Source organism: Actinophytocola gossypii, from assembly GCF_025165815.1.
Classification (GTDB): Bacteria; Actinomycetota; Actinomycetes; order Mycobacteriales; family Pseudonocardiaceae; genus Actinophytocola; species Actinophytocola gossypii.
Genome location: NZ_JAFFZE010000009.1, coordinates 272140 through 296884, shown reverse-complemented (window position 1 = coordinate 296884; position 24745 = coordinate 272140). Strand labels below are relative to the sequence as shown.

Annotated in this window: 26 protein-coding genes; 13 read left to right on the top strand and 13 right to left on the bottom strand. The window is 73.0% G+C overall.

The genetic code is table 11. The annotated features are described in order from the left end of the window. Positions 1-15 precede the first annotated feature (15 nt). Positions 16-1041: a C40 family peptidase gene (locus JT362_RS09705; RefSeq protein WP_260190755.1), complete on the bottom strand. Its 1026-nt coding sequence runs from the start codon at positions 1039-1041 to the stop codon at positions 16-18. Between the two features lie 102 nt (positions 1042-1143). Here JT362_RS09705 and JT362_RS09700 point away from each other — a divergent pair, with 102 nt between their 5' ends. Continuing rightward, a complete protein-coding gene (locus tag JT362_RS09700) occupies positions 1144-1980 on the top strand; it encodes a metallophosphoesterase family protein (protein ID WP_260190754.1) in 837 nt (278 codons plus the stop codon). Here the strand turns inward: JT362_RS09700 and JT362_RS09695 are convergent. Genes JT362_RS09695 through JT362_RS09685 form a run of 3 tightly spaced genes read right to left on the bottom strand, consistent with a single transcriptional unit; the run spans position 1973 to position 6377 of the window. Beyond that, positions 1973-3172, bottom strand: a complete 1200-nt coding sequence (locus JT362_RS09695; protein ID WP_260190753.1) for an acetyl-CoA C-acetyltransferase — start codon at positions 3170-3172, stop codon at positions 1973-1975. The two genes, JT362_RS09700 and JT362_RS09695, sit on opposite strands and share 8 nt — an antisense overlap. A gap of 10 nt (positions 3173-3182) precedes the next feature. Next, positions 3183-5597: an ABC transporter permease gene (locus JT362_RS09690; RefSeq protein ID WP_260190752.1), complete on the bottom strand. Its 2415-nt coding sequence runs from the start codon at positions 5595-5597 to the stop codon at positions 3183-3185. Then, positions 5598-6377, bottom strand: a complete 780-nt coding sequence (locus JT362_RS09685) for an ABC transporter ATP-binding protein (RefSeq protein WP_375546474.1) — start codon at positions 6375-6377, stop codon at positions 5598-5600. A 121-nt stretch (positions 6378-6498) separates the two neighbouring features. Here JT362_RS09685 and JT362_RS09680 point away from each other — a divergent pair, with 121 nt between their 5' ends. Both JT362_RS09680 and JT362_RS09675 read left to right on the top strand, forming a co-directional pair. Next, positions 6499-7647 (top strand): sensor histidine kinase, encoded by a 1149-nt coding sequence (locus JT362_RS09680; protein ID WP_260190750.1) that lies wholly within the window; start codon positions 6499-6501, stop codon positions 7645-7647. A 5-nt stretch (positions 7648-7652) separates the two neighbouring features. After that, positions 7653-8303 (top strand): response regulator, encoded by a 651-nt coding sequence (locus JT362_RS09675; RefSeq protein ID WP_260190749.1) that lies wholly within the window; start codon positions 7653-7655, stop codon positions 8301-8303. Between the two features lie 3 nt (positions 8304-8306). On the opposite strand, the gene JT362_RS09670 is transcribed toward JT362_RS09675, so the two are convergent. Genes JT362_RS09670 through JT362_RS09660 form a run of 3 tightly spaced genes read right to left on the bottom strand, consistent with a single transcriptional unit; the run spans position 8307 to position 10524 of the window. Then, on the bottom strand, positions 8307-9221 hold the full coding sequence (locus JT362_RS09670; RefSeq protein ID WP_260190748.1) for an ABC transporter permease: 915 nt from the start codon (positions 9219-9221) through the stop codon (positions 8307-8309). Continuing rightward, the gene (locus JT362_RS09665; RefSeq protein ID WP_260190747.1) at positions 9221-10129 is read right to left on the bottom strand and encodes an ABC transporter ATP-binding protein; all 909 of its coding nucleotides are present in this window, start codon (positions 10127-10129) and stop codon (positions 9221-9223) included. Before JT362_RS09665 ends, JT362_RS09670 begins: the two co-directional genes overlap by 1 nt. Further along, positions 10126-10524, bottom strand: coding sequence for a GntR family transcriptional regulator (locus JT362_RS09660; protein WP_260190746.1), 399 nt, complete (start codon positions 10522-10524; stop codon positions 10126-10128). Before JT362_RS09660 ends, JT362_RS09665 begins: the two co-directional genes overlap by 4 nt. Positions 10525-10658: 134 nt before the next feature. Between JT362_RS09660 and JT362_RS09655 the strand changes: the two genes are divergently transcribed. Both JT362_RS09655 and JT362_RS09650 read left to right on the top strand, forming a co-directional pair. Beyond that, positions 10659-11576 (top strand): PP2C family protein-serine/threonine phosphatase, encoded by a 918-nt coding sequence (locus tag JT362_RS09655; RefSeq protein WP_260190745.1) that lies wholly within the window; start codon positions 10659-10661, stop codon positions 11574-11576. Positions 11577-11617: 41 nt separating this feature from the next. After that, positions 11618-14116, top strand: a complete 2499-nt coding sequence (locus tag JT362_RS09650) for a DEAD/DEAH box helicase (protein ID WP_260190744.1) — start codon at positions 11618-11620, stop codon at positions 14114-14116. 2 nt (positions 14117-14118) lie between these two features. Here JT362_RS09650 and JT362_RS09645 read toward each other — a convergent pair whose 3' ends face one another. From JT362_RS09645 to nudC, 3 genes are all read right to left on the bottom strand, one after another. Beyond that, positions 14119-14745 carry a phosphoribosyltransferase gene (locus tag JT362_RS09645; RefSeq protein WP_260190743.1) on the bottom strand — a complete coding sequence of 209 codons (627 nt, stop codon included), beginning with the start codon at positions 14743-14745 and terminating at the stop codon, positions 14119-14121. A gap of 200 nt (positions 14746-14945) precedes the next feature. Continuing rightward, a complete protein-coding gene (locus JT362_RS09640) occupies positions 14946-15716 on the bottom strand; it encodes a class I SAM-dependent methyltransferase (protein ID WP_260190742.1) in 771 nt (256 codons plus the stop codon). Between the two features lie 5 nt (positions 15717-15721). After that, on the bottom strand, positions 15722-16588 hold the full coding sequence (gene nudC, locus JT362_RS09635) for an NAD(+) diphosphatase (protein ID WP_260190741.1): 867 nt from the start codon (positions 16586-16588) through the stop codon (positions 15722-15724). Positions 16589-16606: 18 nt separating this feature from the next. Between nudC and JT362_RS09630 the strand changes: the two genes are divergently transcribed. Continuing rightward, entirely contained in the window at positions 16607-17122 is a 516-nt protein-coding gene (locus JT362_RS09630; protein WP_260190740.1) for an XdhC family protein, read from the top strand. On the opposite strand, the gene JT362_RS09625 is transcribed toward JT362_RS09630, so the two are convergent. Continuing rightward, the gene (locus tag JT362_RS09625) at positions 17123-18295 is read right to left on the bottom strand and encodes a GDSL-type esterase/lipase family protein (protein ID WP_260190739.1); all 1173 of its coding nucleotides are present in this window, start codon (positions 18293-18295) and stop codon (positions 17123-17125) included. It lies immediately after the preceding gene. Between the two features lie 4 nt (positions 18296-18299). After that, positions 18300-18866 (bottom strand): TetR/AcrR family transcriptional regulator, encoded by a 567-nt coding sequence (locus tag JT362_RS09620; RefSeq protein WP_260190738.1) that lies wholly within the window; start codon positions 18864-18866, stop codon positions 18300-18302. Positions 18867-19083: 217 nt separating this feature from the next. Between JT362_RS09620 and fabG the strand changes: the two genes are divergently transcribed. From fabG to JT362_RS09585, 7 genes are read left to right on the top strand one after another with little or no spacing between them, the layout of a single operon-like run. After that, positions 19084-19839 carry a 3-oxoacyl-ACP reductase FabG gene (fabG, locus tag JT362_RS09615; RefSeq protein WP_260190737.1) on the top strand — a complete coding sequence of 252 codons (756 nt, stop codon included), beginning with the start codon at positions 19084-19086 and terminating at the stop codon, positions 19837-19839. A 7-nt stretch (positions 19840-19846) separates the two neighbouring features. Next, positions 19847-20299: a MaoC family dehydratase gene (locus tag JT362_RS09610; protein WP_260190736.1), complete on the top strand. Its 453-nt coding sequence runs from the start codon at positions 19847-19849 to the stop codon at positions 20297-20299. Then, positions 20296-21474, top strand: coding sequence for an acyl-CoA dehydrogenase family protein (locus JT362_RS09605; protein ID WP_260190735.1), 1179 nt, complete (start codon positions 20296-20298; stop codon positions 21472-21474). Before JT362_RS09610 ends, JT362_RS09605 begins: the two co-directional genes overlap by 4 nt. Further along, complete coding sequence (locus JT362_RS09600) at positions 21471-22568, top strand: acyl-CoA dehydrogenase family protein (protein ID WP_260190734.1); 1098 nt, start codon at positions 21471-21473, stop codon at positions 22566-22568. The genes JT362_RS09605 and JT362_RS09600 overlap by 4 nt, the downstream gene beginning before the upstream one ends. Next, a complete protein-coding gene (locus JT362_RS09595) occupies positions 22565-23176 on the top strand; it encodes a TetR/AcrR family transcriptional regulator (protein WP_260190733.1) in 612 nt (203 codons plus the stop codon). The genes JT362_RS09600 and JT362_RS09595 overlap by 4 nt, the downstream gene beginning before the upstream one ends. Before the next feature lie 38 nt (positions 23177-23214). Then, positions 23215-23511 (top strand): ArsR/SmtB family transcription factor, encoded by a 297-nt coding sequence (locus tag JT362_RS09590; RefSeq protein WP_260190732.1) that lies wholly within the window; start codon positions 23215-23217, stop codon positions 23509-23511. Further along, complete coding sequence (locus tag JT362_RS09585) at positions 23508-23897, top strand: VOC family protein (protein ID WP_311202679.1); 390 nt, start codon at positions 23508-23510, stop codon at positions 23895-23897. Before JT362_RS09590 ends, JT362_RS09585 begins: the two co-directional genes overlap by 4 nt. A gap of 47 nt (positions 23898-23944) precedes the next feature. Here the strand turns inward: JT362_RS09585 and JT362_RS09580 are convergent, their stop codons facing one another. Further along, positions 23945-24730 carry a DeoR/GlpR family DNA-binding transcription regulator gene (locus tag JT362_RS09580; RefSeq protein WP_260190731.1) on the bottom strand — a complete coding sequence of 262 codons (786 nt, stop codon included), beginning with the start codon at positions 24728-24730 and terminating at the stop codon, positions 23945-23947. Positions 24731-24745: the final 15 nt, after the last annotated feature.

Genomic DNA, 24745 nt, shown 5'->3' with positions numbered 1-24745 from the left:
GGGTCGTTCAGGGTTTCAGGCGATGACCCGCCGGATCACGGTGATCGGGCCGATGGCGTCGATGCCGGCGATCTTGACCGACTCACCGAAGCTTGGGGCGTGCACCGCGCGGGTGTCGTCCACGGCGATGGCCACGTGTTGCACCGGGTTGTAGTAGAAGATCAGGTCACCCGCGCGCACCTGCGAGCGCGGGATCGACTGCCCGACGGTGGCCTGCACCCGGGACACTCGCGGCACCTCGACGCCGATCTTGCGGAACGCGGTCTGCACCAGGCCCGAGCAGTCGTAGGCGTTCGGGCCGACCGCGCCCCACAGGTACGGCTTGCCCATCTGGGCCAGCGCGAACTCCAGCATCCCGCCGATGTCGCCGCCCGGGATGACCACGTCGTCGCCGTAGTCCTCGGCGCCGGCGAGCAGCGAGCGCTGTTCCGGGGTCAGCCTGTCCAGCGCCGCCCGCACCTCGCGGATCTGCCGGTCCAGGTCGGCCCGGCGGCGCTGGAGGTCCGTCGTCCCGGCGGCGACCTCGGCCTCCGCGCGTGCCGCGGCGTCCTCGGCCGTGTCCGCCGCCCGCTCCGCCTGTTCGGCGGCGGCCAGCGCCGCGTCGCCCTCGGTGCCGGTGCTGGTGAGGCGGCTGGCAAGAGCCACCGCACGCAGCCTGCCAAGCAGGTCGTCGGGGCTCGTGCTGTCCGCGAGCGCCGACAGCGCGGTCAGTCCCCGGCGGCGCGCGAGCGCGTCGGCGTACTGGTCGAGGTCCGGCACCGTGCTCGCCCGGTGGCGGGCCCGGTCGGCGGCGGTCCGCGCGTCGTCGGCGGCGGTCCTGGCCTTCGCGGACGCCTTCCGCTGCCCGGCCAGCGACTCCTGGACGAGCAGCAGCTCCTCGTTGACGCGCTCGGCTTCCTTGCTCAGGTCGTGGTAATGGGCGAGCAGACCGGCGACCGAGGTCGGCTGGCCGGCGGCCGGAGCGGGTGCCACGAGCAGCGTCGCGACCATCACCGCGACCCCACCGACCGCACCGCCGAACGAGACCCGAAGTCCGCGCACCGCCACTCCCTCACCGCGCCCCAGTGATCCACCGCCATTCTGCGGTACGGCCCGGGCGGACAGTAGAGGATCGGGCATAACGCGCCCGTTAGGGTCGGCCTGGTGAGCACTCCTACTCTCGCCGCGGTCAGCGACCTGCACGTGTCCTATGCCGACAACCGGGAGGTGGTGCGCGGCCTGCGGCCGGGTTCGGCCGACGACTGGCTGCTGGTGGCCGGCGACGTCGCCGAGCGGTTCGCGAGCGTCGAGTGGGCGCTGGGCACGCTGCGGGAGCGGTGGGCGAAGGTCTTCTGGGTGCCGGGCAACCACGAGCTGTGGACGCCGCCGGACGATCCGGTCACGCTGCGCGGCGTCGAGCGGTACGAGGCGCTGGTGGAGCTGTGCCGCCGGCTCGACATCGTCACGCCGGAGGACCCGTACCAGACGTGGCCCGGCCCGGACGGCCCGGTGACGATCGCGCCGCTGTTCACGCTCTACGACTACTCGTTCCGGCCGCCCGGCTGCGCCACCAAGGAGGAGGGCCTCGCCTACGCGCACCGCACCGGCGTGGTCTGCACCGACGAGTACCTGCTGCACCCCGACCCGTACCCGACCCGCGACGACTGGTGCCGCGCGCGGATCGAGGAGACCGCCCGGCGGCTCGACGCGCTCGACCCCGGCACGTCGACGGTGCTGGTCAACCACTACCCGCTGGTCCGAACCCCCACCGACATCCTGCGGTTCCCGGAGTTCGCGCAGTGGTGCGGCACCGAGCTGACCGCCGACTGGCACACCCGGTACCGCACGGAGGTCATGGTCTACGGGCACCTGCACATCCCGCGCACCACGACCTACGACGGCGTCCGGTTCGAGGAGGTCTCGCTGGGCTACCCGCGCGAGTGGAAGCCGCGCAGCCGCCCGCACGGCCTCCCCCGCACGGTCCTGCCGCGCGCTACCTGACGCCTTCGAACACCGCCGCCATGCCCTGCCCGCCGCCGACGCACATGGTCTCCAGGCCGTAGCGCACGCCCCGGCGGTCCATCTCGTGCAGCAGCGAGGTCAGGATCCGGGTGCCGGTGGCCGCGATCGGGTGGCCGAGCGACACGCCGCCGCCGTTGACGTTCAGCCGTTCCTGGTCGTCCCAGTCCCAGCCGCGCAGCACGGCAAGCACCTGGCAGGCGAACGCCTCGTTCAGCTCGACCAGGCCCAGGTCGTCGAAGGACAGCCCGGTGCGGGCGAACAGCTTCCGCACCGCCGGCACCGGCCCGATGCCCATCTCCCCCGGCTCGCAGCCGACCGCGGTCCAGCCGACCAGGAAGCCGAGCGGAGTGAGCCCGAGCGCGTCGAGCCGGTCCTCGGCGACCACCAGGCACGCGGCGGCGGCGTCGTTCTGCTGACTGGCGTTGCCGGCGGTGACCGTGCCGTCCGGGAAGATCGTCCGCAGCTTCGCCAGGGTCTCTGGCGTCGAGTCGGCGCGCACGCCCTCGTCCCGGTCGAACACGATCGGCTCGCCGCGCCGCTGCGGCACCTCGACCGGCACGACCTCGGCGGCGAACGTGCCGGCCGCCCAGGCCGACGCGGCCCGCTGGTGACTGCGGGCCGCGTACGCGTCGGCCTCCTCGCGGGTGACGCCGTACCGCGCTGCGACGTTCTCGGCGGTCTCGACCATCCCGGAGATCTTCCCGAACCGCCACTCCGGCTGGGACCGTTCGCGGCCCCGGTCGAGCCGGTCCCACAGCTGCACCCCGCCCGACCTGCTGCCCCAGCGCACGCCGGTGGTGTAGTGCTCGGCGTTGCTCATGCTCTCCACGCCGCCGGCGAGGACCACGTCGGCCGCGCCGGTCTGCACCATCATCGCCGCGGTCGCCACCGACTGGAGCCCGCCCGCGCAGCGGCGGTCGAGTTGCAGGCCGGGCACCTCGACCGGCAGGCCGGCGTGCAGCGCGGCCCACCGGCCGACGCACGGCGTCTCGGCGTTGGCGTAGGACTGGGCGAACACCACGTCGTCCACCAGCGCCGGGTCGACCCCGGAGCGGGCGACCACGGCCTTCACCACGGTGGCGGCCAGGTCCTCCACGGGCACCGGGCGCAGGGTCCCGCCGAACGCGCCGACAGGGGTACGCAGCGGGGTCACGATCGCGGCTCGTCTCATGCTCGCAGTATTACTCCGAGGCGATGGCGGAGAGAACGTCGGTGTGCGCGGCCCGACGCGCCGGCCACACCGCGGCGAGCACGCCGACACCGACCATGCCGGCCAGCGACACCCCGATGACCTGGTACGGCACCGTGATGTCGAACAGCGGGCGGCCGAGCATCACGTGCTGCATGATCGCGCCGAACAGGACCCCGACCATGATGCCGGCGATCCCGCCCCAGCCGCAGATGACCAGGCTCTCCAGCCGCACCGTGCGACGCACGAGCCGCCGGGAGGCGCCGACCGCGCGCAGCACGCCGACCTCGCGGCGGCGTTCGAGCACCGACAGCGCGAGCGTGTTCACCACCCCGAACACCGCGATCACCACGGCGGCGCCGAACATCGCGTACATCACCGCGAGCACGGCCTCGAACTCGCCCATGTCGGCCTCGATCAGGCCTTCGCGGTCGAACACCCGCACGTCCGGGCGGTCGGCGAAGGCGGCGTCGAGCGCGGCGCGGGCGGCGGCCGGATCGGGTCCGGTGGCGTAGACGCTGGTGACGCGCTCGCGGTACCACTCGGGCGCGGCGGCGACGTCGAGGTAGAACAGCGGCTGCGCCTCGGTGGTGGTGTGCAGGCCCACGATCGGGCGGGTCACGGTCTCCTCGCCGAAGTCGAGGGTGACCTCGTCGCCGAGGCCGACGCCGAGCATGGCGGCCTGGTTGGAACCGACCACGAACCCGGCGTCCAGGTCGCCGGTGCCGACGGTGACCTCCTGGTTGAGCACGGTCCCGAAGGCGTCCGGCTCGATGGCCGACACCGTGGTGCCGCTGGTGACACCGGCGTGCGTGACCTCGACGAAGCCGTACCGGTCGGCGGCCGCCTCGGTCACGCCCGGGGTGTCCCGGACGCGGTCGAGGACGTCGGTGGCCAGCGGTTCGTCGCCCGAGGCGGAGCGGAGCACGGTCGTGGACTCGGGCACGGTGGCCCGGACCGTCGAGCCGAACATCGACACCATCGTCTCGCCGAGTGTGGCGAACGCGCACACCAGCGCGAGCCCGACCAGCAGGGCGGACGAGGTGGCGGCGGTGCGGCGGGGATCGCGTACGGCGTTGCGGCCGCCGAGCCGGACGGCCGGGCCACCGAACCGGCCGAGCACCCGGACGACGGGACGCAGGACGCCGGCCAGTTCCGGCGCGAGCACCAGCACCCCGAGCCAGGCCACGACGCCGCCGGCGAGGCCGACGACCCGGCTCGTGGTGTCGAGGTCGGCCCCGGCGGTGGCGGCGACCATCGCGGTGCCGGCGAGCAGCAGCGCGATGCCGAGCCCGACCCGGATCCGCCGGCGGGGCGGCACGAGCGCGTCGGTGCGCAGCGCGGCGACCGGGGCGACGGCGGCCGCGCGGCGGGCGGACCCGTACGCGGCGACCACGGTCACGCCGACGCCGACCGCGTACCCGGCGAGGATCGCGAGCGGGGACACGGCGAACGTGGCGTCGTCCTGGGACAGTGCGACGGCGCCGAGTCCGAGGCCGACCCCCAGCGCGGTCCCGATCGTGGCGCCCGCGATCCCGAGCACGGCGGCCTCGCCGAGCACGGCGCGCCGCACCTGGCGGCGGGTCGCGCCGACCGCGCGGAGCAGCGCGAACTGCCGCACCCGTTGGGTGACGAGCATGGTGAAGGTGTTGGCGATGACGAACCCGCCGACGAGCAGCGCCACCGCGGCGAACGCGAGCAGGCTCTCCTTGGTGGACCGCGCGGAGGCCTCGGCGTCGGCGCGTACCTCGTCGTTCAGCGCCGCGCCGGTGTCGACCCGCCACCCGTCCTCGGCCGGCACGTCGATGTCGTGACCGGTCAGCTCGATCCGGTCGTAGCGGCCGAACAGCGCGAGCGCGGTGTCGGCGTCCCAGGCGAGGGTGGGGGCGCGTTCGAGGCCGAGGGTGCGGAAGGTGAACGTGCCGACGACGGTGGCCCGGACCTCGCGGCCGTCGCCGAGCACGACCCGCGCGGTGTCCCCGGTGGACAGCCCGGTGTCGGTGTGCACGGCGACCTCGTCCGGCCCGCCCGGCGCGTGGCCCTCGGTCAGGGCGAAGCGCCCGGTGTCGTCCCAGCCGGTGCCGGCGCGGTCGTGCGGACCGGGCACGAGCTTGCCGTCCGCCCCGACGAGCGCGGCCCGGCCGGCGAGCACGCCGTCCGCGTCGGTCACGCCGGGCAGTTCGGCGAGCCGGTCCAGGTCGGCCGGCGCGAGCACGGCGCCCCGCTCGGGGCTCCGCACGACGACGTCCACGTCGGACCGGAGGTCGGTGTCGCCGACGCCGCGGGCGGTGGAGTCGGACATCACCCAGGTGGACACCACGAACGCCACCCCGAGCACGATCGCGGCCAGCGTCATCGCCAGCCGGCCCCGGTGCGCCCGCAGGTCGCGGACCATCGCGCGCAGCACTCAGCTCACCCTTTCCAGCGACTTCATCCGGTCCAGCACCCGGTCCGCGGTCGGCGCGTCGAGCGCGTCGACCAGCCGGCCGTCGGCGAGGAACAGGACGCGGTCGGCGTACGCGGCGGCGGCCGGCTCGTGGGTCACCATCACCACGGTCTGCCCGAGCTCGTCGACGCCGCGCCGGAGCAGGCCCAGCAGGTCGGCCGACGCGCGGGAGTCCAGCGCACCGGTCGGTTCGTCGGCGAACACCACGTCCGGGCCGGTCACCATCGCGCGGGCGCAGGCGACCCGCTGCTGCTGGCCGCCGGAGAGCTGGCTCGGCCGGTGGTGCAGGCGGTCCCCCAGCCCGACCGCGCGCACGATCGTGTCGGCGAGACGCTGGTCGGTGCGTTTGCCGGCGAGGTCGAGCGGCAGGGTGATGTTCTCCCACGCGGTGAGCGTCGGGAGCAGGTTGAACGCCTGGAACACGAAGCCGACGCGGTCGCGGCGCAGGGCGGTGAGGTCGTCGTCGGCGAGGGCGGACAGCTCGACGTCGCCGAGCCACACCCGGCCCGAGGTCGGCTCGTCCAGCCCGGCCACGCAGTGCATGAGGGTGGACTTGCCGGACCCGGACGGGCCCATGATCGCCGTGAAGCGCCCGGCGGCGAAGTCCACGGTCACGTCGTCGAGTGCGGCGACGCGGGAGTCGCCGCTGCCGTACACCTTGGTCAGCCCGACCGCGCTCGCGGCCGGAGAGGTAGTTGTGGTCACGGCGATCAGCGTCGCCGGCCGAGGCGTTCCGCACATCGCCCCACGGCCCGTCACACCCCGGTCCGACCAGGGGCCGATTAGGGCGACGGGGTCCACCCGGGGTATGACGTCCTCGCGTCCGACGCGCGGCCGGCGTGCCGGCGGCTACCGTCGTGCCGTGCTGACGTTCCTGCTCCGCGACCAGCGCCACCTCGTCGCGTTCGACGTGCTGGTGGCGCTGGTGTTCGGCGGGATCGTGGTGTTCGCGGCGATCGACGCGGAGCCGCCGGGGTCGGTCCGCGAGCCGGTGTGGGTGTCGTTCCTGGCGGGCCTGGCCATCGGGGGTCCGATCGCGGTGCGTCGCCGGTGGCCGTTGCCGGCGCTGGTCGTGGCGATGGCCTCGGCCGCGGTGTGCCTGCTGACCGGCGTGGTACCGACGGTCGCGGTCGGTGCCCCGCTGGTGGCGATCGCGGTGGTGCTGTACCTGGTGGCCAGGACCGAGCCGCGCGGGCGGTCGGCGGTGGCGCTGGCGGTGTGCGTGGTGGCGTTCGCCGTCTCGGTGGTGACGCGCCGGCCGGCGTTCGAGGCGTGGCTGGACACCGGCTATGGCCTGGCGTTCGGGACGGCGGTGCTGCTCACCGGCTGGACGCTGGGGCTGACCGCACGGGTCCGCCAGGCCTACGCCGACGAGGCGGTGGCGCGGGCCGCGCGCGAGGCGGTGGCGCGGGAGCGGCTGCGGATCGCCAGGGAGCTGCACGACATCGTGGCGCACAGCATGAGCCTGATCGCGGTCAAGGCGGGCATCGGCAACCACGTGGCGGAGTCCCGGCCGGCCGAGGCGCGGGAGGCGCTGCGGGTCATCGAGGACACCAGCCGCGGCTCGCTGGCGGAGATGCGGCACCTGCTGGGCGTGCTGCGTGCCGAGGGGGACGGCGCCGCGCTGGCCCCGGCGCCCGGCCTGGCGGCGCTGCCCGACCTGGCGTCCCGGGCCGCCGACGCCGGGGTGTCGGTGACCGTCGAGGTCGGCGCGGGCGACGTGCCGGAGGGGGTCGGGCTGTCGGTGTACCGGATCGTGCAGGAGGCGGTGACCAACGTGGTCAGACACGCCGGCCCGACCCGCTGCCGGGTGACGGTGACGCCGACCGGCGAGGATGTCCGGGTGGAGGTCACCAACGACGGCCCGGTGCTGCGGGCCGAGCCGCACGCCGGGCACGGGCTGGTCGGCATGCGCGAGCGGGTCGCGGTGTACGGCGGCACGTTCGCCGCCGGCCCGCGCGCAGGCGGCGGTTTCCTGGTCACCGCGACGATCCCGTTCGGTACGCGGTGACCAGGGTGACCAGGGTGCTGGTGGCCGACGACCAGGCGCTGGTCCGGGGCAGCTTCCGGCTGCTGGTGGAGACCGCGGCGCACCTGGAGGCGGTCGGCGAGGCCGCGACCGGCGCGGAGGCGGTGGAGTTGGCCAGGACCACCCGCCCGGACGTGGTGCTGATGGACGTGCGGATGCCGGACCTGGACGGGATCGAGGCGACCAGGCGGATCTGCGCCGACCCGGACACCGCGGCGGTGAAGGTGCTGATCCTGACCACGTTCGACCTGGACACCTACGTCTACGCCGCGCTGCGGGCCGGGGCGAGCGGGTTCCTGCTCAAGGACACCCCGCCCGCCGACCTGCTGCGGGCGATCGACGTGGTGGCCGAGGGCGACGCGCTGCTTGCGCCGAGCGTCACCCGGCGGCTGATCGCGGAGTTCGGGCGTCAGGAACCCCGCGCGACCCCGACGCTGGCGGGCGTCACGGACCGGGAACGCGAGGTCCTGATCCTGATCGCGCGGGGCCTGTCGAACAGCGAGATCGCCCAACGCCTGTACCTGGGGATGCCGACGGTCAAGACGCACGTCGGCCGCCTGCTGAGCAAGCTGCACGCCCGCGACCGGGCCCAGCTGGTCATCGCCGCCTACGAGTCCGGCCTGGTCGGCCGGGCCTGAGCGTCACCGCACGGAGGCACGCGTCCCCCGGTGGTACCCCACGCCACCGAGCACGAGCGCCGCGCCGAGCAGCAGCCCGGCCTCGGTCCACTGGAACCGCCAGTACTGGTCGGCCCGGTGCAGGTAGTTCACCGTCCGGTACCCCTCCTCCGCCATGCAGGGCAAGTAGGTATCTCGGCCCTCGTCCGCACAGACCCCCGCGACGGCGTCGTCGGACACCTCCACACCCCTGTCGTCCAGCCATGCGCCACCGGCCGGTACGGACCCCTCGGGGAACGCCATCGGCGCGGTGATGTCGGAGACGAACCGCTCGGGAGTGGCGTACTCCCCTCGGTTGACCATGAACAGCCACAACGCCACGACGAACACCGCGATCGTCACCGCCATCGCCGGCAGCAGCCGTCGGAACAGCGCGCCCGCCGAGGCGCCGAGCATGAACGCGAACAGCCACCACCCCGCTGCGGCCACCCCGCTCGTCGTGAAGACCGCGGTGTCACCGAACCTCTGCTCGACCCGTGCCCCGCCGACCCCGATCCATGCGTCGACCATCAGGCCGAGCGCCAGCCCGGCCAGCGTCACCAGCAGCGCCAGGACCCCGAGCTTCGTGAGCACCCACCGCCGTCGCGACACCGACTGCGTCCACGCCAGCAGATGCGTGCCCCGCTCGTACTCACGCGAGAGCACGGGAGCACCCCAGAACACCCCGATCAGCGCCGGCAGGACCGGGAACCACCCGATCACGGCGAGCAGCACGTCCTGCCGGGAGCCCAGTGCCTCCTCCAGGGCGTGACCGGTCAGCCCCTCGGTGGCGCTCGCGGTGCCGATGCCGTGCACGAGCAGCACCACGCCGAAGGCGGCCAACAGGCCGAGCGTGACCAGCAACTGCATCCGGTGCTGCCGCAGCGTCATCCAGTACATCAGTTCCCTCCCAGGACACCAGCGAGCGTCAGGCGTGGCAACGCGGTGGAGTCCGGGCTGCGCAGGTAGGCCACCACCAGCTCCTCCAGCTCGACACCCCGAACGGTCCACCGTGGATCGAAGACCTCGCCCGGGCCGGCCCGCACCAGCAGCGTGGCCTGCCGGTCGGTCCGCCGGTCGTCCACCGTGTCCAGCCGGCCGGCCACACCGTCCGCGAGCGAGACCGGGCCGGTCAGCAGCCGGTGCCCGGCGATCAGCTCCTCGATGTCCCCACTGAGCTGCACCCGGCCGCCGTTGAGCACGATCAGCCAGTCACAGGTGTCCTTCAGGTCCGGTACCACGTGCGAGGAGAGCACCACGGTCATCTCCCGCTCGGCGACCGCGACCATCAGGTCCCGCATGACCTCGTGCCGGGCCAGCGGGTCCAGGTTCGCCAGCGGTTCGTCGAGCAGCAGCAGCTCCGGGCGCTTCGCGAGCGCGACGGTCAACGCGACCTGCGCCTGCTGCCCGCCGGAGAGCGCGCCCACCTTGCGGTCGAGCGGGATCCCCAGCGCCGCCAGCCGCGTCCTGGCCGAGTCGTCGTCCCAGCGCGGGTTCAGGTGCCGCCCGAACCGCAGCATGTCGGCGACGGTGAACCCGTCGTAGAGCGGCTTGTCCTGGGCCAGGAACGCCACCCGCGCCAGGGTCGCGTTCCGCCCGGCCGGCTCGCCGAACACCGACACCGAGCCAGAGGTCGGCGTCAGCAGCCCGGTCGCCAGGTGCAGCAACGTCGTCTTGCCGGCACCGTTCGGCCCGACCAGCGCGGCCACGCGCCCCGCCGGCACCGCCAGCGAGCAGTCCTTCAGCGCCCAGTTCCCCCGGTACCGCTTGCCCAGCCCGGTCGCCGTCAACGCCGTCGACGCGGTCATGCCGTCTCCTCCCCTACGCGAAACTTGTCGAGCACCACGGCCGCGAACAGGGCCTCCACGTCCTCGGCGTCCAGGCCGGCCGCGCGGGCGTCGGTGACCCAGGCGCCCAGCGAGTCGCGCAGCCGGGCGTGCTCGGTCACCGACGTGCCACCGAGCGCGCGTTGCACGAACGTGCCAAGACCCGGCTTCGCCGCGACGAGTCCCTCGCGTTCGAGCTCCCGATAGGCCTTGAGCACCGTGTTCGGGTTGATGGCCAACTGGTCGACGACCTCCTTCGCTGTCGGCAGCCGGTCCCCCGGCCGCAGCACACCAAGCCGCAACGCCTGCTTGACCTGGTGCACGAGTTGCAGATAGGTGGCGACTCCGGAACCCCGGTCGAGTCGGAACTCGATCATCCAGCACCCTTTCACTAATGAAGTAGTGGAATGGTGGAGCCCGCGACGCGCGTTTGTCAAGCCGGCGGATCGTTCCGGCTCTGCCCGCCGAGCCCGCGGTCTAGGCTGAGATCACGACCCCTCGGAAGGAGCACATGGTTTTGGTGGACACCGCCCGGACACCGGAAGGCGGTCCGCTCGGCACCGCGGGCGACTGGCCGTGTGTCGCCTGCCGGAGCTCCGACGTGAGCGACGAGGGGGTCTGCGCGGACTGCGGCCGCACCCAGCCGACCGGACGGGACCGGATGGTCGCCGACCTCGGCCTGGTCGCCGGGATCAGCGACCGCGGCCGGCGCCGTGCCCGCAACGAGGACTCGATGGCGTTCGGCGTGGTCACCGACGGGACGCCCACGGTGGTCGCGGTCGTGTGCGACGGCGTGGCGACCTCGGACCGAGGCGACAGCGCCGCCCAGCGCGCGGTCGACGAGGCACTCGCGGTGCTGCTCGACGCGGCAGGGGAGGGCGGCGACGCCGAGGCGGCCACCCGGGCAGCGGTGGCGCGGGCGATCGAGGGCGTCACCGCGCTGGCGGACCCGGAGAAGGCCGGCACGGCACCGTCGTGCACGTTCGTCTCCGCCGTGGTCACGGCGACCACGGTCACCGTCGGCTGGGTCGGGGACAGCCGGGCGTACTGGCTCGCCGGGTCGGACGCGCGGTTGCTGACCGCCGACGACACCGTGGCCGCCGAACTGGTGGCCGAGGGCATGAGCGAGGAGCAGGCCATGTCGGCCTACCAGGCGCACGCCCTGTCGAGGTGGATCGGCGCGGACGCGGGCGCGATCGAGCCGAGGACGCTGACCCTGACCCCGGACGGCCCCGGCCAGGTGCTGTTGTGCAGCGACGGGCTGTGGAACTACCTGCCCGAGCCGGCGGCCCTGGTCGAGGCACTGCCCGGCGACCCGGCCGAGGTGGTTCCGCTGACCGGCGCGGACGAGCTGACCAGGGTCGCGCTGGAGCTGGGCGGGCACGACAACGTCACCACGGTCCTCGTTCCGTTCCCACCCGCGCCCTGACTTGGGTGCGGCGGCACCGATCAGGCACGATCGGGGCCACCATGACACTCATCGAGGCGCTGCCGGCCGAGCCCGACCCGGATTCCCTGTTCGACGCGTTCGGCACGTGGGCCGAGGAGCAGGGCCTGACGCTCTACCCGGCCCAGCAGGAGGCGATGATCGAGATCGTCTCCGGGTCGAACGTGATCCTGTCCACGCCGACCGGGTCCGGCAAGAGCATGGTGGCCACCGGCGCGCACTTCGTCGCGCTGGCGAACGGGCAGCGGACGTTCTACACGGCGCCGATCAAGGCGCTGGTGTCGGAGAAGTTCTTCGCGCTCTGCGAGGTGTTCGGCGCGGTCAACGTCGGCATGCTGACCGGGGACTCCGCGGTCAACCCGGCGGCGCCGATCATCTGCTGCACGGCCGAGATCCTGGCCAACATCGCGCTGCGCGAGGGCGGCGACGCGGACGTCGGCCAGGTGGTGATGGACGAGTTCCACTTCTACGCCGAGCCCGACCGGGGCTGGGCCTGGCAGGTGCCGCTGCTTGAGCTGCCGAAGGCGCAGTTCCTGCTGATGTCGGCCACGCTGGGCGACGTCAGCCGGTTCGAGGCGGACCTGACCCGGCGCACCGGCCGGTCCACGGCGGTGGTCACCTCCGCGCAGCGCCCGGTCCCGCTGTTCTACTCGTTCCGCCTGACCCCGCTGCACGAGACGATCGAGGAGCTGCTCGGCACGAACCAGGCGCCGGTCTACGTCGTGCACTTCACCCAGGCGGCGGCGCTGGAGCGGGCGCAGTCGCTGATGAGCATCAACGTGTGCACGCGCGCGGAGAAGGACCGGATCGCCGAGCTGATCGGCAACTTCCGGTTCACGGCGGGCTTCGGGAAAACGCTGTCCCGGCTGGTGCGGCACGGGATCGGCGTGCACCACGCCGGCATGCTGCCGAAGTACCGCAGGCTGGTGGAGCGGTTGGCGCAGGCCGGCCTGATGAAGATCGTGTGCGGCACGGACACGCTGGGGGTCGGCATCAACGTGCCGATCAGGACGGTCGTGTTCACCGCACTGTCCAAGTACGACGGTCAGCGGGTGCGGCTGCTGAAGGCACGGGAGTTCCACCAGATCGCCGGCCGGGCCGGGCGGGCCGGCTACGACACGGTCGGCAACGTCGTCGTGCAGGCCCCCGAACACGTCATCGAGAACGAGAAGGCCCTGGCGAAGGCCGGCGACGACCCGAAGAAGCGCCGCAAGGTGGTGCGCAAGAAGCCTCCGGAGGGCTCGATCGGCTGGGGCGAGCCGACGTTCCAGCGCCTGGTGGAGGCCGAACCGGAGCCGCTGACGTCCAGCTTCCAGGTCAGCCACGCCATGCTGCTGAACGTGATCGGCCGCCCGGGCGACGCGTTCAGCGCGATGCGCAAGCTCCTGGAGGACAACCACGAGGACCGTCCGGCCCAGCGGCGCCACATCCGCCGCGCGATCGCGATCTACCGCGCGCTGCTGGCGGCGGGCGTGGTGGAGAAGCTCGACGAACCGGACGAGCAGGGCCGCCGAGTGCGCCTGACCGTGGATCTGCAACTCGACTTCGCCCTCAACCAGCCGCTGTCCCCGTTGGCACTGGCCGCGATCGAGCTGCTGGACCGCACCGACCCCAGCTATCCGCTGGACGTCCTGTCGGTCATCGAGTCCATTCTGGAGGACCCGAGGCAGGTCCTGAGCGCCCAGCAGTTCAAGGCCCGCGGCGAGGCCGTCCAGGCGATGAAGGCCGAGGGCATCGAGTACGACGACCGGATGGCGCTGCTCGAGGACGTCACCCATCCCAAGCCCCTCGAGGAGTTGCTGCACGCCGCGTACGAGACGTACCGCCAGGGACACCCGTGGGTGGCGGACTACCACCTGTCCCCCAAGTCGGTGGCCAGGGACATGTACGAGCGGGCGATGACGTTCGTCGAGTACGTCGGCTTCTACCAGCTGGCCCGCAGCGAGGGCATGGTCCTGCGCTACCTCGCCGACACGTACAAGGCACTCCGCCAGACGGTCCCGGCCGAAGCGAAGACCGAGGAGCTGGCCGACCTGATCGAGTGGCTCGGCGAGCTGGTGCGCCAGGTCGACTCCAGCCTGCTGGACGAGTGGGAGAAGCTCACCAACCCCACCGACGACCCGCTCACCGAACCCGACGACACCGTTCCCGCGGTGACCACGAACACGCGGGCGTTCCGGGTCCTGGTCCGCAACGCGCTGTTCCACCGGGTCCAGCTGGCCGCCCGCCGGGCCTACGCCGACCTGGGCGCGCTCGACGCCGAGTCCGGCTGGGACGCCGAGGCGTGGGAGGACGCCCTTGAGCCGTACTTCGACCTGCACGACGAGATCGACACCGGCCCGGACGCGCGGGGCCCGAAGTACCTGATCATCGACCAGCAACCGGACCGCTGGCAGGTCCGCCAGATCTTCGCCGACCCCGCCGGCGACCACGACTGGGGCTTCACCGCCGACATCGACCTGGAGGCCTCCGACGAGATCGGCGCCGCCGCCGTCACGATCACCGACGCCGGCCAGCTCTGACGTCAGCCCGCGAGGAGCTTGCGCACCTCCCGGTCCGAGACCTGCGCGAAGTCGGTGTACCACTGCCCCACCGCGATGAACCGGTCCGGGGTCACCGGGCACACGACGTCGTCCGCGAGCGCGCGCAGCTTCGGCAGCGCGTCCGCCGGGGCGACCGGCACCGCCAGCACGAGGCGCCGGACGCCGAGGCGCCGGAGCACCCGGATCGCGGCGGCCACCGACGCGCCGGTGGCGATTCCGTCGTCGACCAGGACCACGGTGCGGTCAAGCAGGTCGGGGCGTTCCCCGCCCGGACGCAGCTCCGTCGCCCGCCGGACGATCTCCGCCCGCTCCCGCTCGACCTGACCGGACACGTCGGCCCAGGTCAGCCCCAGCTCGGCCAGGACCTCGTCGTTCCGCACGGTCACGCCGTCCTCGCCGACCGCGCCGACGGCGAGCTCCTCCCGACCCGGCGCACCGATCTTGCGCACCAGCACGATGTCCAGCGGCGCGCCGAGCTCGGCCGCGACCTCCGCGGCGACCGGCACCCCGCCGCGCGGCAGCCCGAGCACGATCGGCGCCTCGGCACGCAGCGGCTCCAGCACCTCGGCCAGCGCACGCCCGGCGTCGATCCGATCCCGGAAGCGCATGGCGTCACCTCCAGCCCTCAGTGTCCCCCGGTTGCCACCCCCCGCAAACCCCCGTACAATCGAACACATGAGCGAACACTGCTCGTGTCCCGGCTGCGGCCGCTCGCCAACGGAAGGAGAAGCCGACCACGCGGAGACCTCACTCGACGACCCGTACTCGACCGAAGCCAACCTCACCCCGGTCACCCGGGCGGCGAGGTCTATGAGTCCACAGTAGACGGCTTGCGCGCCTCCACCAGGATCCTGGTTGTGTGCGCGAGGAACCGGCCCTCGGCCTCGATCAGGTCGTGCAGCCGGCGCAGCGTCGCGCGGTACTCGGCAACGGTGAAGCCCGGCACCATCCAGATCACCTTGCGCAGGAAGTACACCACCGCACCGATGTCGTAGAACTCGGTCCGCAGGCGCTCCATGCGCAGGTCCACGATCTCCAGGCCGGCCGCCTCCGCCTCGCGCCGGGTCCGGTCGGGATGCCGGCCGTTCCGCACCTCGTCCGGCTGCGGGCCGAGGAAGAACTCGACGAGTTCGAACACACTCGCCGGCCCCACCTCCTGCGACAGGTACGTGCCACCGGGTGCCAGCACCCGCGCGATCTCACCCCACCAGGTCCGCACCGGGTGCCGGCTCACCACGAGGTCGAACACGCCGTCCCGGAACGGAAGCGGCGGCTCGTCCCGGTCGGCCACGACGGTGACCCCGCGCGCGCCGAGCACCGCCCTCGCCCGTTCGAGGTTGGGCGGCCAGCCCTCGGTCGCCACGGTCACCGGTGCGAGCCGGGGCACGCCGGCCAGCAGCTCGCCGCCGCCGGTCTGGACGTCCAGCGCCACCCGCGCACGGGCCAGCCGCTCCGCCAGCAGCCCGGAGTACCCCCAGGACGGCCGCTCCTCGGTCGCCCTGCCGTCAAGCCACGAGAAGTCCCAACCCGAAACGGAGACCGCCGACGCCTCAGCCACCAAATCCTCGAAATCGCGCACGCGAATCACTCCTCGTCGAGCCAGGTCGACACGAGGTACGACTCGATCGAGTCGCGCCGCTCCCGCCCGGCCGCACGGTGTCGCCCGATCAGGTCACGCACCGCCGACCGGGTGAACCAGCACGCCTCGATCAGCTCGTCCTCGTCCACCGCCACGGCGGATGACGCCGCGACGGCCCGGAAGCCGACCATCAGACCCGACGGGAACGGCCAGGCCTGCGACGCCTGGTACCGCACCGACGTGACGGTCACGCCGGCCTCCTCGGCCAGCTCGCGCCGCACGGCGTCCTCCAGGCTCTCGCCGACCTCCACGAAACCGGCGAGCGTCGAGTACGCGTCCTGCGCCGCCCCTCGGTGCCGGCCGAGCAGGCACCGCGACCCGTCGGCCGAGGTGACCAGCATGATCACGGCCGGCTCGATCCGCGGGAACAGCGGCTTCTCGCACCCGCGGCACACGAGCTGGTGCCCGCCGTGCCGCGGTTCCGTCGCGTCCCCGCACGCGCCGCAGAACCGCTGGTTGCGGTGCCAGTGCAGCATCCCCCTGGCATAGGCCAGCACGGCCGCCTCGGCGGGGCCGACCGCGCCGAACAGCTGCCGCACGTCGCGCACCGCGTCCGCGCCGGCCAGCGCGAGCGCGTCCGGCTCCGCCAGGTCGGACAGGTCGGCGGCGAACACCGCGGTGTCCCCGTCGAGCCCGAGGAACACCGCCGGATCGCCGTCGAACGACACCGGGCGCCCGTCGGCGGTCAGGCAGCCGTCGCGCCAGAAGGCCAGTACCCGCGAACGCGTCCGCGCGGACGCGACCCACGCCTCGTCGGCTCGCCGCGCACCCGCGCGATCCAGCGTCACCTCGTTGTACGGGAGGGGTGTCACGCGTGTCACCCTAGGCTCATGGAGACCGACGCCGGCTGCGCCGTCGCCCACGGCGCATCGCCAGATCCCACCGAGCCGCGCACGCTGGTCGCCGTGTTCGCGTCGCCGGTCGCGCACTACCTGATCCGCTACGGCCGCGACCTCGGCTACCGCACGGTCCTGGTCGAGCCGGAGCGCGGCCGCGTCGCCAACGACGAGGACGCCGAGACGACGGTCCTGCCCCGCCTCCCGGACGACCTGGACGGCCACACCGACATCGTGCTGACCGACCACCACCGCCCCGAGCTGGGCCCGGTCCTGCGGGACGCGCTGGCCATGAACGTCCGCTGGATCGGCATCATGGGCAACCCGCGTCATCCCGGCCCGCACGTCGCCGCCCTCCGCGACCTCGGCGTCGACGAGACGGCGATCGCCCGCGTCCACCGCCCGATCGGTCTCAACATCGGCTCCCGCACTCCGCCGGAGATCGCGATCGCGACCCTCGCCGGCCTGGTCGCCGACCGCAACGCGAAACCCGGCGGCTTCGAGTTCTGATCAGCGGGACGCCGCGAACGGACCGCCCGCGGCGAACACCGCCTTGCTGAAGCGCTCGCCGATGCGGCGGTGGGTGGCCGTGTCCGGATGCAGGGCGTCGGGCAGTGGCAGCTCGGCGAAGTCGGCCTCGCCGTAGAGGTCGCGGCCGTCCAGGTAGTACAGGTTCGGGTCGTCGGCGGCCCGCTGCGCCACCAGCCGGGCCAACTCGTCCCGGATCACGGTGAGCGTCAGTTTTCCGGCGGTGCGGTCCGCCGGGTCACCGGTGGCCTGGTACCGCACCCGGCCGGCGCTCAGCTCGTCGAGGTCCAGCCCGGCGGGCCCGGGGGTGTCCTCGTGCATCGGGCACAGGATGGGCGAGACGACCAGCAGCGGCGTGTCCGGGTGGCCGTCACGGATGGTGTCGAGGAAGCCGTGGACGGCCGGGGTGAACGCCCGCAGGCGCATGATGTCGCCGTTGACCAGGTTGATGCCGAGCTTGACGCTCACCAGGTCGGCGGGGGTGTCGCGCATGGTGCGCGCGGTGAACGGGTCGAGCATGGCGCTCCCGCCCATCCCCAGGTTGACCAGCTCCACCCCGCCGAGCGCGGCGGCGACCGCCGGCCAGGTCGCGGTCGGGCTCGTGGCATTGGAGCCATGGCTGATCGAGCTGCCGTGGTGCAGCCACACCCGGCCGCCCCGGTCCGGCACCGGCTCGACGGGGGCGTCGGTGCGCAGCGCGACCAGCTCGATCATCTCGTTGTGCGGCAACCAGAGCTCGACGTCCTTCACCCGGTCGGGCAGGCCGGTGAAGCCGAGGGTGCCGGGCGGTCCCGGCTCCATGGTCGCGGTGCCGGAGCGGGGATCGATGGTCAGCATGTTGCCGCCGGCCACACTGCCCTGCCCGGCCGGCTGACCGTCGACCAGCAGGTCGTACCGGCCGTCGGGCCGGGGCGGCATGCCGGCGAAGCCGCGTTTGGTCGGCAGGACGTCCAGTTCGACGACGGTGGCCCTGGTGCGGAACACCAGCCGGACGCCGGCGGGTTGCGCCTCGACCATGGCGAGCTGCCCGTCCGCGCACTGGGCGCGGGCCCAGGCCGGGAGCCGGTGCGGCAGCAGGCCGTGCTCGGTGCGCTCCAACTCGGCGGCGCCGCGCAGCAGGTCGTCGGTGATGGGAGTGGTGATCCAGTCGTTCATGTGCTCAGTCCGGCCAGTTCCGTAGGAGGGAGTCGAGGGCGTCGAGGATCCGGGACCAGGTCTCCTCGGTGTCGGGGGCGCTGTGGTCGAAGCCGCCGCCCAGTTCGAGGCTGACGTAGCCGTGGAAGACGCTGCCCAGCAAGCGGACCGCGTGCGTCTGGTCCGTGCCGGTCAGGTCGTAGCCGCGCAGGATCGCGCGCGTCAGCTGGGCGTGCCGGGGCCCGGCGCTGGCCGCTGCCGTCTCCGGGTCGAGCCTGAGCTGGGTCGCGGCGTAGCGGCCGGGGTGCGTCCTGGCGTAGTCGCGGTAGACGTTCGCCAGTGCGGCCAGGGCGTCCTTGCCGGACCGGCCCGCGAGGGCGTCGGCGGCCCGGTCGGCGAGTTCGGCCAGTGCGAACAGGGCGATCCTGGCCCTGAGGTCCGCTGAGCCGCGCACGTGCGAGTACAGACTGGCGACCCTGACCTCGAAGCGACTGGCGAGCGCCGAGAGCGTCACCTGGTCGAAGCCGAGTTCGTCGGCGAGGTCCGCCCCGGCTCGGGTCAGCCGTTCCGCGTTGAGCCCGGCGCGTGCCACGGTCCGCCTTTCATCTACCTAACGTCGATACCCATCTGCCTAATCACTATAGGCAAACGCCTTACCGGCGAACACCCGAAGGCTGTGTGGCGACCGACACCAACTGACGCGTCGGCGCCGCCGCGGGCCTGGACACCGCCCATCGGGGCGAGCTACCTTACTAAGCGCTTGCTTAGTAACTTCACACCCAGCGACCACAGCGTGGAGGACAGAACCAGTGGCCCACTCCCGTGTCGCGATCGTGACCGGTGCCGCCCGCGGCATCGGTGCCGCGGTCGCCAAGCGACTCGCGCAGGACGGCTTCGGGGTCGGGGTGCTCGACCTCACCGAGGACAGCTGCGCCGCCACCGTCGAGGCGATCACCGCCAAGGGTGGCTCGGCGGTCGCGGTCGGCGCGGACGTCGCCGACGCGGCCCAGGTCGAGGCCGCGGTCGCGCGGGTCGCCGCCGAGTTGGGCCCGCCGACCGTGCTGGTCAACAACGCCGGCATCACCCGGGACAACCTGCTGTTCAAGATGACCGAGGACGACTGGGACGCGGTCCTCGGCGTGCACCTGCGTGGCGCGTTCCTGATGAGCCGCGAGGTGCAGAAGCACCAGACCGAGCAGGGCTGGGGCCGCATCGTCAACCTGTCCAGCACCTCCGCGCTCGGCAACCGGGGGCAGGCGAACTACTCCGCGGCCAAGGCCGGCATGCAGGGCTTCACCAAGACCCTCGCGATCGAGCTGGGCAAGTTCGGCGTCACGGTCAACGCGATCGCGCCGGGCTTCATCGAGACCGAGATGACCGCGGCCACCGCCGAGCGGCTCAAGGTGGGCTTCGAGGACTTCAAGAACAGCGCCGCGGCGGCCATCCCGGTGCGCCGGGTCGGCCAGCCGGAGGACATCGCGGCCACCGTGTCGTTCCTGGCCGGCGAGGAGTCCGGGTTCGTGTCCGGCCAGGTGATCTACGTGGCCGGCGGGCCGCAGGACTGAGGACACCATGCGCACCTTCGCCGATCTCGACGAGCTGACCGCCGCCGCTGGCGAGCACCTCGGCCACAGCGACTGGCTCGAGGTCACCCAGGACCGGGTCGACCGGTTCGCCGACGCCACCGGCGACCACCAGTGGATCCACGTGGACACCGAGCGCGCCAAGGACGGCCCGTTCGGCGGCACGATCGCCCACGGCTACCTCACGCTCTCGCTGATCCCCCTGCTGGGCAAGCAGGTCTACTCGGTCGACAACGTCACCATGGGCATCAACTACGGCCTGGAGAAGGTCCGGTTCCCGGCCCTTCTGCCGGTCGGCTCGAAGATCCGGGTCGGCGCCGAACTGCTCGCGGTGGCCGACAAGCCACGCGGCAAGCAGGCGACCCTGCGCTGGACCATCGAGGTGCAGGGCGGCGACAAGCCGGCCTGCGTCGCCGAGACGATCGTGCTCTACGTCCCGTGAACGCCGAGACGCTGCGCGAGCGGACACGCGAGTTCCTCGACCGGAACGACCCGGCCACCACGGACCGCCTGGAGTTCCTGCGGGCCAGGTTCGACGCCGGCCTCGCCTGGGTGCACTTCCCGGAAGGGCTCGGCGGCCTCGGCGCCGAACGGGAGCTGCAGAACGTCGTCGACCAGGAGCTGGCGGCCGCCGGCGCGCCGGACAACGACCCCCGGCGGATCGGCATCGGGCTCGGCATGGCCGCGCCGACGATCCTGGCCTTCGGCACCGACGAGCAGAAGCACCGCTTCCTGCGTCCACTGTGGACCGGCGAGGAGGTGTGGTGCCAGCTGTTCTCCGAGCCGGGCGCCGGCTCCGACCTCGCCGCCGTCGGCACCAGGGCGGTCCGCGACGGCGACGACTGGCTGGTGACCGGCCAGAAGGTGTGGACCTCGAGCGCGCACTCCGCGCGCTGGGCGATCCTGTTGACCCGCACCGATCCCGACGTCCCCAAGCACGCCGGCATGTCCTACTTCGTGCTGGACATGACCGCGCCGGGCGTCGAGGTACGGCCGCTGCGCCAGATCACCGGCGAGGCGGAGTTCAACGAGGTCTTCATGACCGACACCAGGATTCCGGACACCGACCGGCTCGGCGAGGTCGGCGACGGCTGGCGGGTCGCGCAGACCACGCTGATGAACGAGCGCGTCGCGATCGGCGGGCGCCCGGTTCCCCGCGAGGGCGGCATGATCGGCCCGGTCGCGCGGGCGTGGCGGGACCGCCCGGAGGTCCGCACACCCGAGCTGCACGACCGGCTGGTCGACCTGTGGGTCCAGTCGGAGGCCTTGCGGCTGGCCGGGGTCCGGCTGCGCCAGCAGCTCGCGGTCGGCCACCCCGGGCCGGAGGGCTCGGCGATGAAGCTGGCGTTCGCCCGGCTGAACCAGGAGCTGACCGGCCTGGAGCTGGAGATGCTCGGCGAGGACGGCCTGCGCTACGACGACTGGACGATGCGACGCCCGGACCTGGTCGACTTCCTCGGCCGGGAGGCCGGCTACCGGTACCTGCGCGCGAAGGGCAACTCGATCGAGGGCGGCACGTCCGAGGTGCTGCGCAACATCATCGCCGAGCGGGTACTCGGCCTGCCCGCCGAGGCCAGGGTGGACACGAAGGTGCCGTGGAAGGACCTGCCCCGATGAACCTGCTGTACTCCGACGTCGAGGACCAGCTCCGGGCGAGCGTCGCCGACCTGCTGGCCGACCGCGCCCAGCCGGCGTCGATCCTGGCCCGGTGCGAGACCGACAAGCCGCACGACCTGGACCTGTGGCGCACGCTGACCGCGGAGCTGGGCGCCGGTTCGCTGCACGTGCCGGAGTCCCTCGGCGGGCAGGGCGCGTCCGCCCGCGAGGTGGCGGTGGTGCTGGAGGAGCTGGGGCGCACGGTGGCCCCGGTGCCGTTCCTGGGCAGCGCCGTGCTGGCCACGACCGCGCTGCTCGGCTGCGAGCCGGCCGACGGGGAGCTGCTGGGCGCGCTCGGTTCCGGCCGGACGGTCGGCGCGCTGGCCGTCTCCCTCGCCACCGCACCCGGTTCGGCGTTCCCGTCCACTGTGGAGTACACGGACGGCGTGCTGCGCGGTCGGGTCCGCTCGGTGGCCGACGCGGCCGCGGCGGACGTGCTGGTCGTGCCGGCGGTCGGCGTGGACGGCCCGACCCTGCACACGGTGCGCGTGGACCAGGCCCAGGTCACCGTCACCCCGGCGGTGTCGCTCGACCTGACCCGCCCGATCGCCGACGTCACGTTCGACGGCGCCGCGTCCACCCGGCTCACCGGCGACCCCGAGTCCGCACTGGACGGTGCGTTGTGGACGGCGGCGGCGCTGCTGGCCTCCGAGCAGGTCGGGGTCGCGGACTGGTGCCTGACGACCACGGTCGCCTACCTCAAGGACCGCCACCAGTTCGGCCGCCCGGTGGGCTCGTTCCAGGCGCTCAAGCACCGGCTGGCCGACCTGTTCGGCGAGCTGGCCCTGGCCAGGGCCGCGGCCCGCAACGCGGCCGACGCGGTCGGCGGTCCGGAGGAGCGGGTGGCGGCGCTGCTGGCGAACTCGCTGTGCTCCACGGTGGCCGTGCACGCGGCCGAGGAGTGCGTGCAGCTGCACGGCGGCATCGGGATGACCTGGGAGCACCCGGCGCACCTGTACCTCAAGCGCGCCAAGGCCGACCAGATCGCGCTCGGCACGCCCGGCCAGCACCGGCGGCTGCTGGCCCCACTGGTCGACCTGCCCGCTCCGCGGTGACCACGGCCGAAGCGGACGACCTCTGGCCCGACGTCCGCCCCGACGCGGCCCGGCGGCTGATGGCCGCCGCGGTCGAGTCGTTCGCCGAGCGCGGCTACCACGCGACCACGACCAGGGACATCGCCACGGCGGCCGGCATGAGCCCGGCGGCGCTGTACGTGCACTTCCCGGCGAAGTCGGCGGTGCTGTTCGCGATCAGCCGCAGCGGCCACCAACGAATGCTGACGATGGTCGAACGGGTGGTCGCCGCCGACCCGGATCCGGTGGCGACGATGCGCTCGTTCGTGGAGATGTTCGTGGCCTGGCACGCCAACCGGCACGTCGTGGCCCGCGTGGTGCAGCACGAGCTCGGCGCGCTGCCCCCGGACGAGTACGAGGTGGTGGCCGACCTCCGGCGGCGCACCGAGCAGCTGGTCCGCGACGTGATCACCCGGGGGGTCGAGGCCGGCGCGTTCGCGGTGCCGGACGTGCGCACGGCGGCCAGGGCGGTGCTGGGCCTGGGCATCGACGTCTCCCGCTGGTACCAGGACTCCGCCAGGCAGACCCCGACCGAGCTGGGCCACCAGTACGCCGACCTGGTCCTGCGGATGCTCGGCCACCGACCCTGACCTTGACAGGCAAGTGACGACTTGCCTATAACTGTGGCATGGACGCGGACCCCGAGCTGTTCAAGGCGATCGGCGACGCGACTCGACGCATCATCCTGGACGAGCTGACCGACAGGGACGGTCAGACGTTGTTCGAGATCTGCGGGCGACTTGCCATGAAGCACGGTCTTGCCTCGTCGCGCCAGGCCATCTCGCAGCACCTCGCGGTGCTCGAACAGGCCGGCCTGGTGCGCACCCGGCGGCAGGGCCGGTACAAGTTCCACCACATCGACACGAGCCCGCTGCGCTCGATCGTCGGTCGGTGGCCCATCGACCAAGAGGAACCGAACACGTGATCCGCATCAACGTCACCAGTGTCTTCGTCGACGACCAGGCCAAGGCGCTCGCCTTCTACACGGAGAAGCTGGGGTTCACCAAGAAGACCGACGAGCCCGCCGGCGCGGCGCGCTGGCTCACCGTGGTCTCCCCCGCCGAACCGGACGGCGTCGAGCTCCTGCTGGAGCCGGACGGCCACCCGGCGGTGGGCCCGTTCAAGCAGGCCCTGGTCGCCGACGGCATCCCGTTCACCCAATTCGCCGTCGACGACGTGTACGCCGAGGTCGAGCGGCTCAAGGGGCTGGCCGTCCAGTTCACCCAGGACGCGACCGACCTGGGGCCCGTGGTCACCGCCGTGTTCGACGACACCTGCGGCAACCTGATCCAGCTCGCCACCCTGAAGTAGTCGCGCACCCGTTCCGGAGGAACGCCACCTCCGGAACCGCACTGCGGTCAGACCGTCTCGACCGGAACGCCCTCGGCCTCGAACGCGGCCACCAGTTCGGCCGGCGCCCCGCTGTCGGTGATCAGCAGGTCGATCGACGACGTCGGGCAGATCCTGGCGAACGCGTGCCGCCCCAGCTTCGAGCTGTCCGCCGCCACCACGATCCGGCGGGCTCGCTCCGCCATCAGCCGGTTGATGCTCGCCTCGCCCTCGTGGTGTGCGTACGCCCCCTGCGCCGGGTCGACCGCGTCCACCCCGAGGAACACCACGTCCATCGTGATCTCCGTCAGCACCCGCGTGGCCAGTGGGCCGGTCAGCTCGAACGACTGCGGCCGGGCCACTCCCCCGGTCAGCACGAGCTTGACGTGTGGCCGCACGGCCAACTCCCCGGCGATGTTCAGCGCGTTGGTGACCAGCGTCACTGCCGGCTCGTCGGCCGGGGTCGCCAGGTCCGGACGGACCACCAGCGCCCGCGCGATCTCCGTGGTCGTCGTCCCGCCGTTGAGGCCGATCACGCTCCCCCGCGCCACCGACGCCGCCGCCCCTCGGCCGATCCGCTCCTTCTCCGACGCGTGCCGCGCCGTCTTGTACCGCAGCGGCAGGTCGTAGGCGACGCTGTTGGCCACCGCGCCGCCCCGGGTCCGGGTGAGCAGCTGCTGGTCGGCCAGGTGGTCGAGGTCGCGGCGGATCGTCGCGGCGGACACGTCCAGCTCGGTGGCCAGGTCGTCGACGTCCACCCGGCCGCGCTGCCCGAGCAGGTCGAGCAGGGTGCTCAGCCGTTGGTAGCGGTCCACGTGGTGCAATGTAGC

What these genes read in the sequence shown, in the direction of transcription:
- JT362_RS09670 (WP_260190748.1), bottom strand. Translation starts at nt 9,221, where the DNA reads ATGTACTGGATGACGCTGCGGCAGCACCGGATGCAGTTGCTGGTCACG.
- JT362_RS09650 (WP_260190744.1), top strand. Translation starts at nt 11,618, where the DNA reads ATGACACTCATCGAGGCGCTGCCGGCCGAGCCCGACCCGGATTCCCTG.
- JT362_RS09625 (WP_260190739.1), bottom strand. Translation starts at nt 18,295, where the DNA reads ATGAACGACTGGATCACCACTCCCATCACCGACGACCTGCTGCGCGGC.
- JT362_RS09655 (WP_260190745.1), top strand. Translation starts at nt 10,659, where the DNA reads ATGGTTTTGGTGGACACCGCCCGGACACCGGAAGGCGGTCCGCTCGGC.
- JT362_RS09630 (WP_260190740.1), top strand. Translation starts at nt 16,607, where the DNA reads ATGGAGACCGACGCCGGCTGCGCCGTCGCCCACGGCGCATCGCCAGAT.
- JT362_RS09685 (WP_375546474.1), bottom strand. Translation starts at nt 6,377, where the DNA reads ATGTGCGGAACGCCTCGGCCGGCGACGCTGATCGCCGTGACCACAACT.
- JT362_RS09660 (WP_260190746.1), bottom strand. Translation starts at nt 10,524, where the DNA reads ATGATCGAGTTCCGACTCGACCGGGGTTCCGGAGTCGCCACCTATCTG.
- JT362_RS09600 (WP_260190734.1), top strand. Translation starts at nt 21,471, where the DNA reads ATGAACCTGCTGTACTCCGACGTCGAGGACCAGCTCCGGGCGAGCGTC.
- JT362_RS09590 (WP_260190732.1), top strand. Translation starts at nt 23,215, where the DNA reads ATGGACGCGGACCCCGAGCTGTTCAAGGCGATCGGCGACGCGACTCGA.
- JT362_RS09665 (WP_260190747.1), bottom strand. Translation starts at nt 10,129, where the DNA reads ATGACCGCGTCGACGGCGTTGACGGCGACCGGGCTGGGCAAGCGGTAC.
- JT362_RS09610 (WP_260190736.1), top strand. Translation starts at nt 19,847, where the DNA reads ATGCGCACCTTCGCCGATCTCGACGAGCTGACCGCCGCCGCTGGCGAG.
- JT362_RS09645 (WP_260190743.1), bottom strand. Translation starts at nt 14,745, where the DNA reads ATGCGCTTCCGGGATCGGATCGACGCCGGGCGTGCGCTGGCCGAGGTG.
- JT362_RS09695 (WP_260190753.1), bottom strand. Translation starts at nt 3,172, where the DNA reads ATGAGACGAGCCGCGATCGTGACCCCGCTGCGTACCCCTGTCGGCGCG.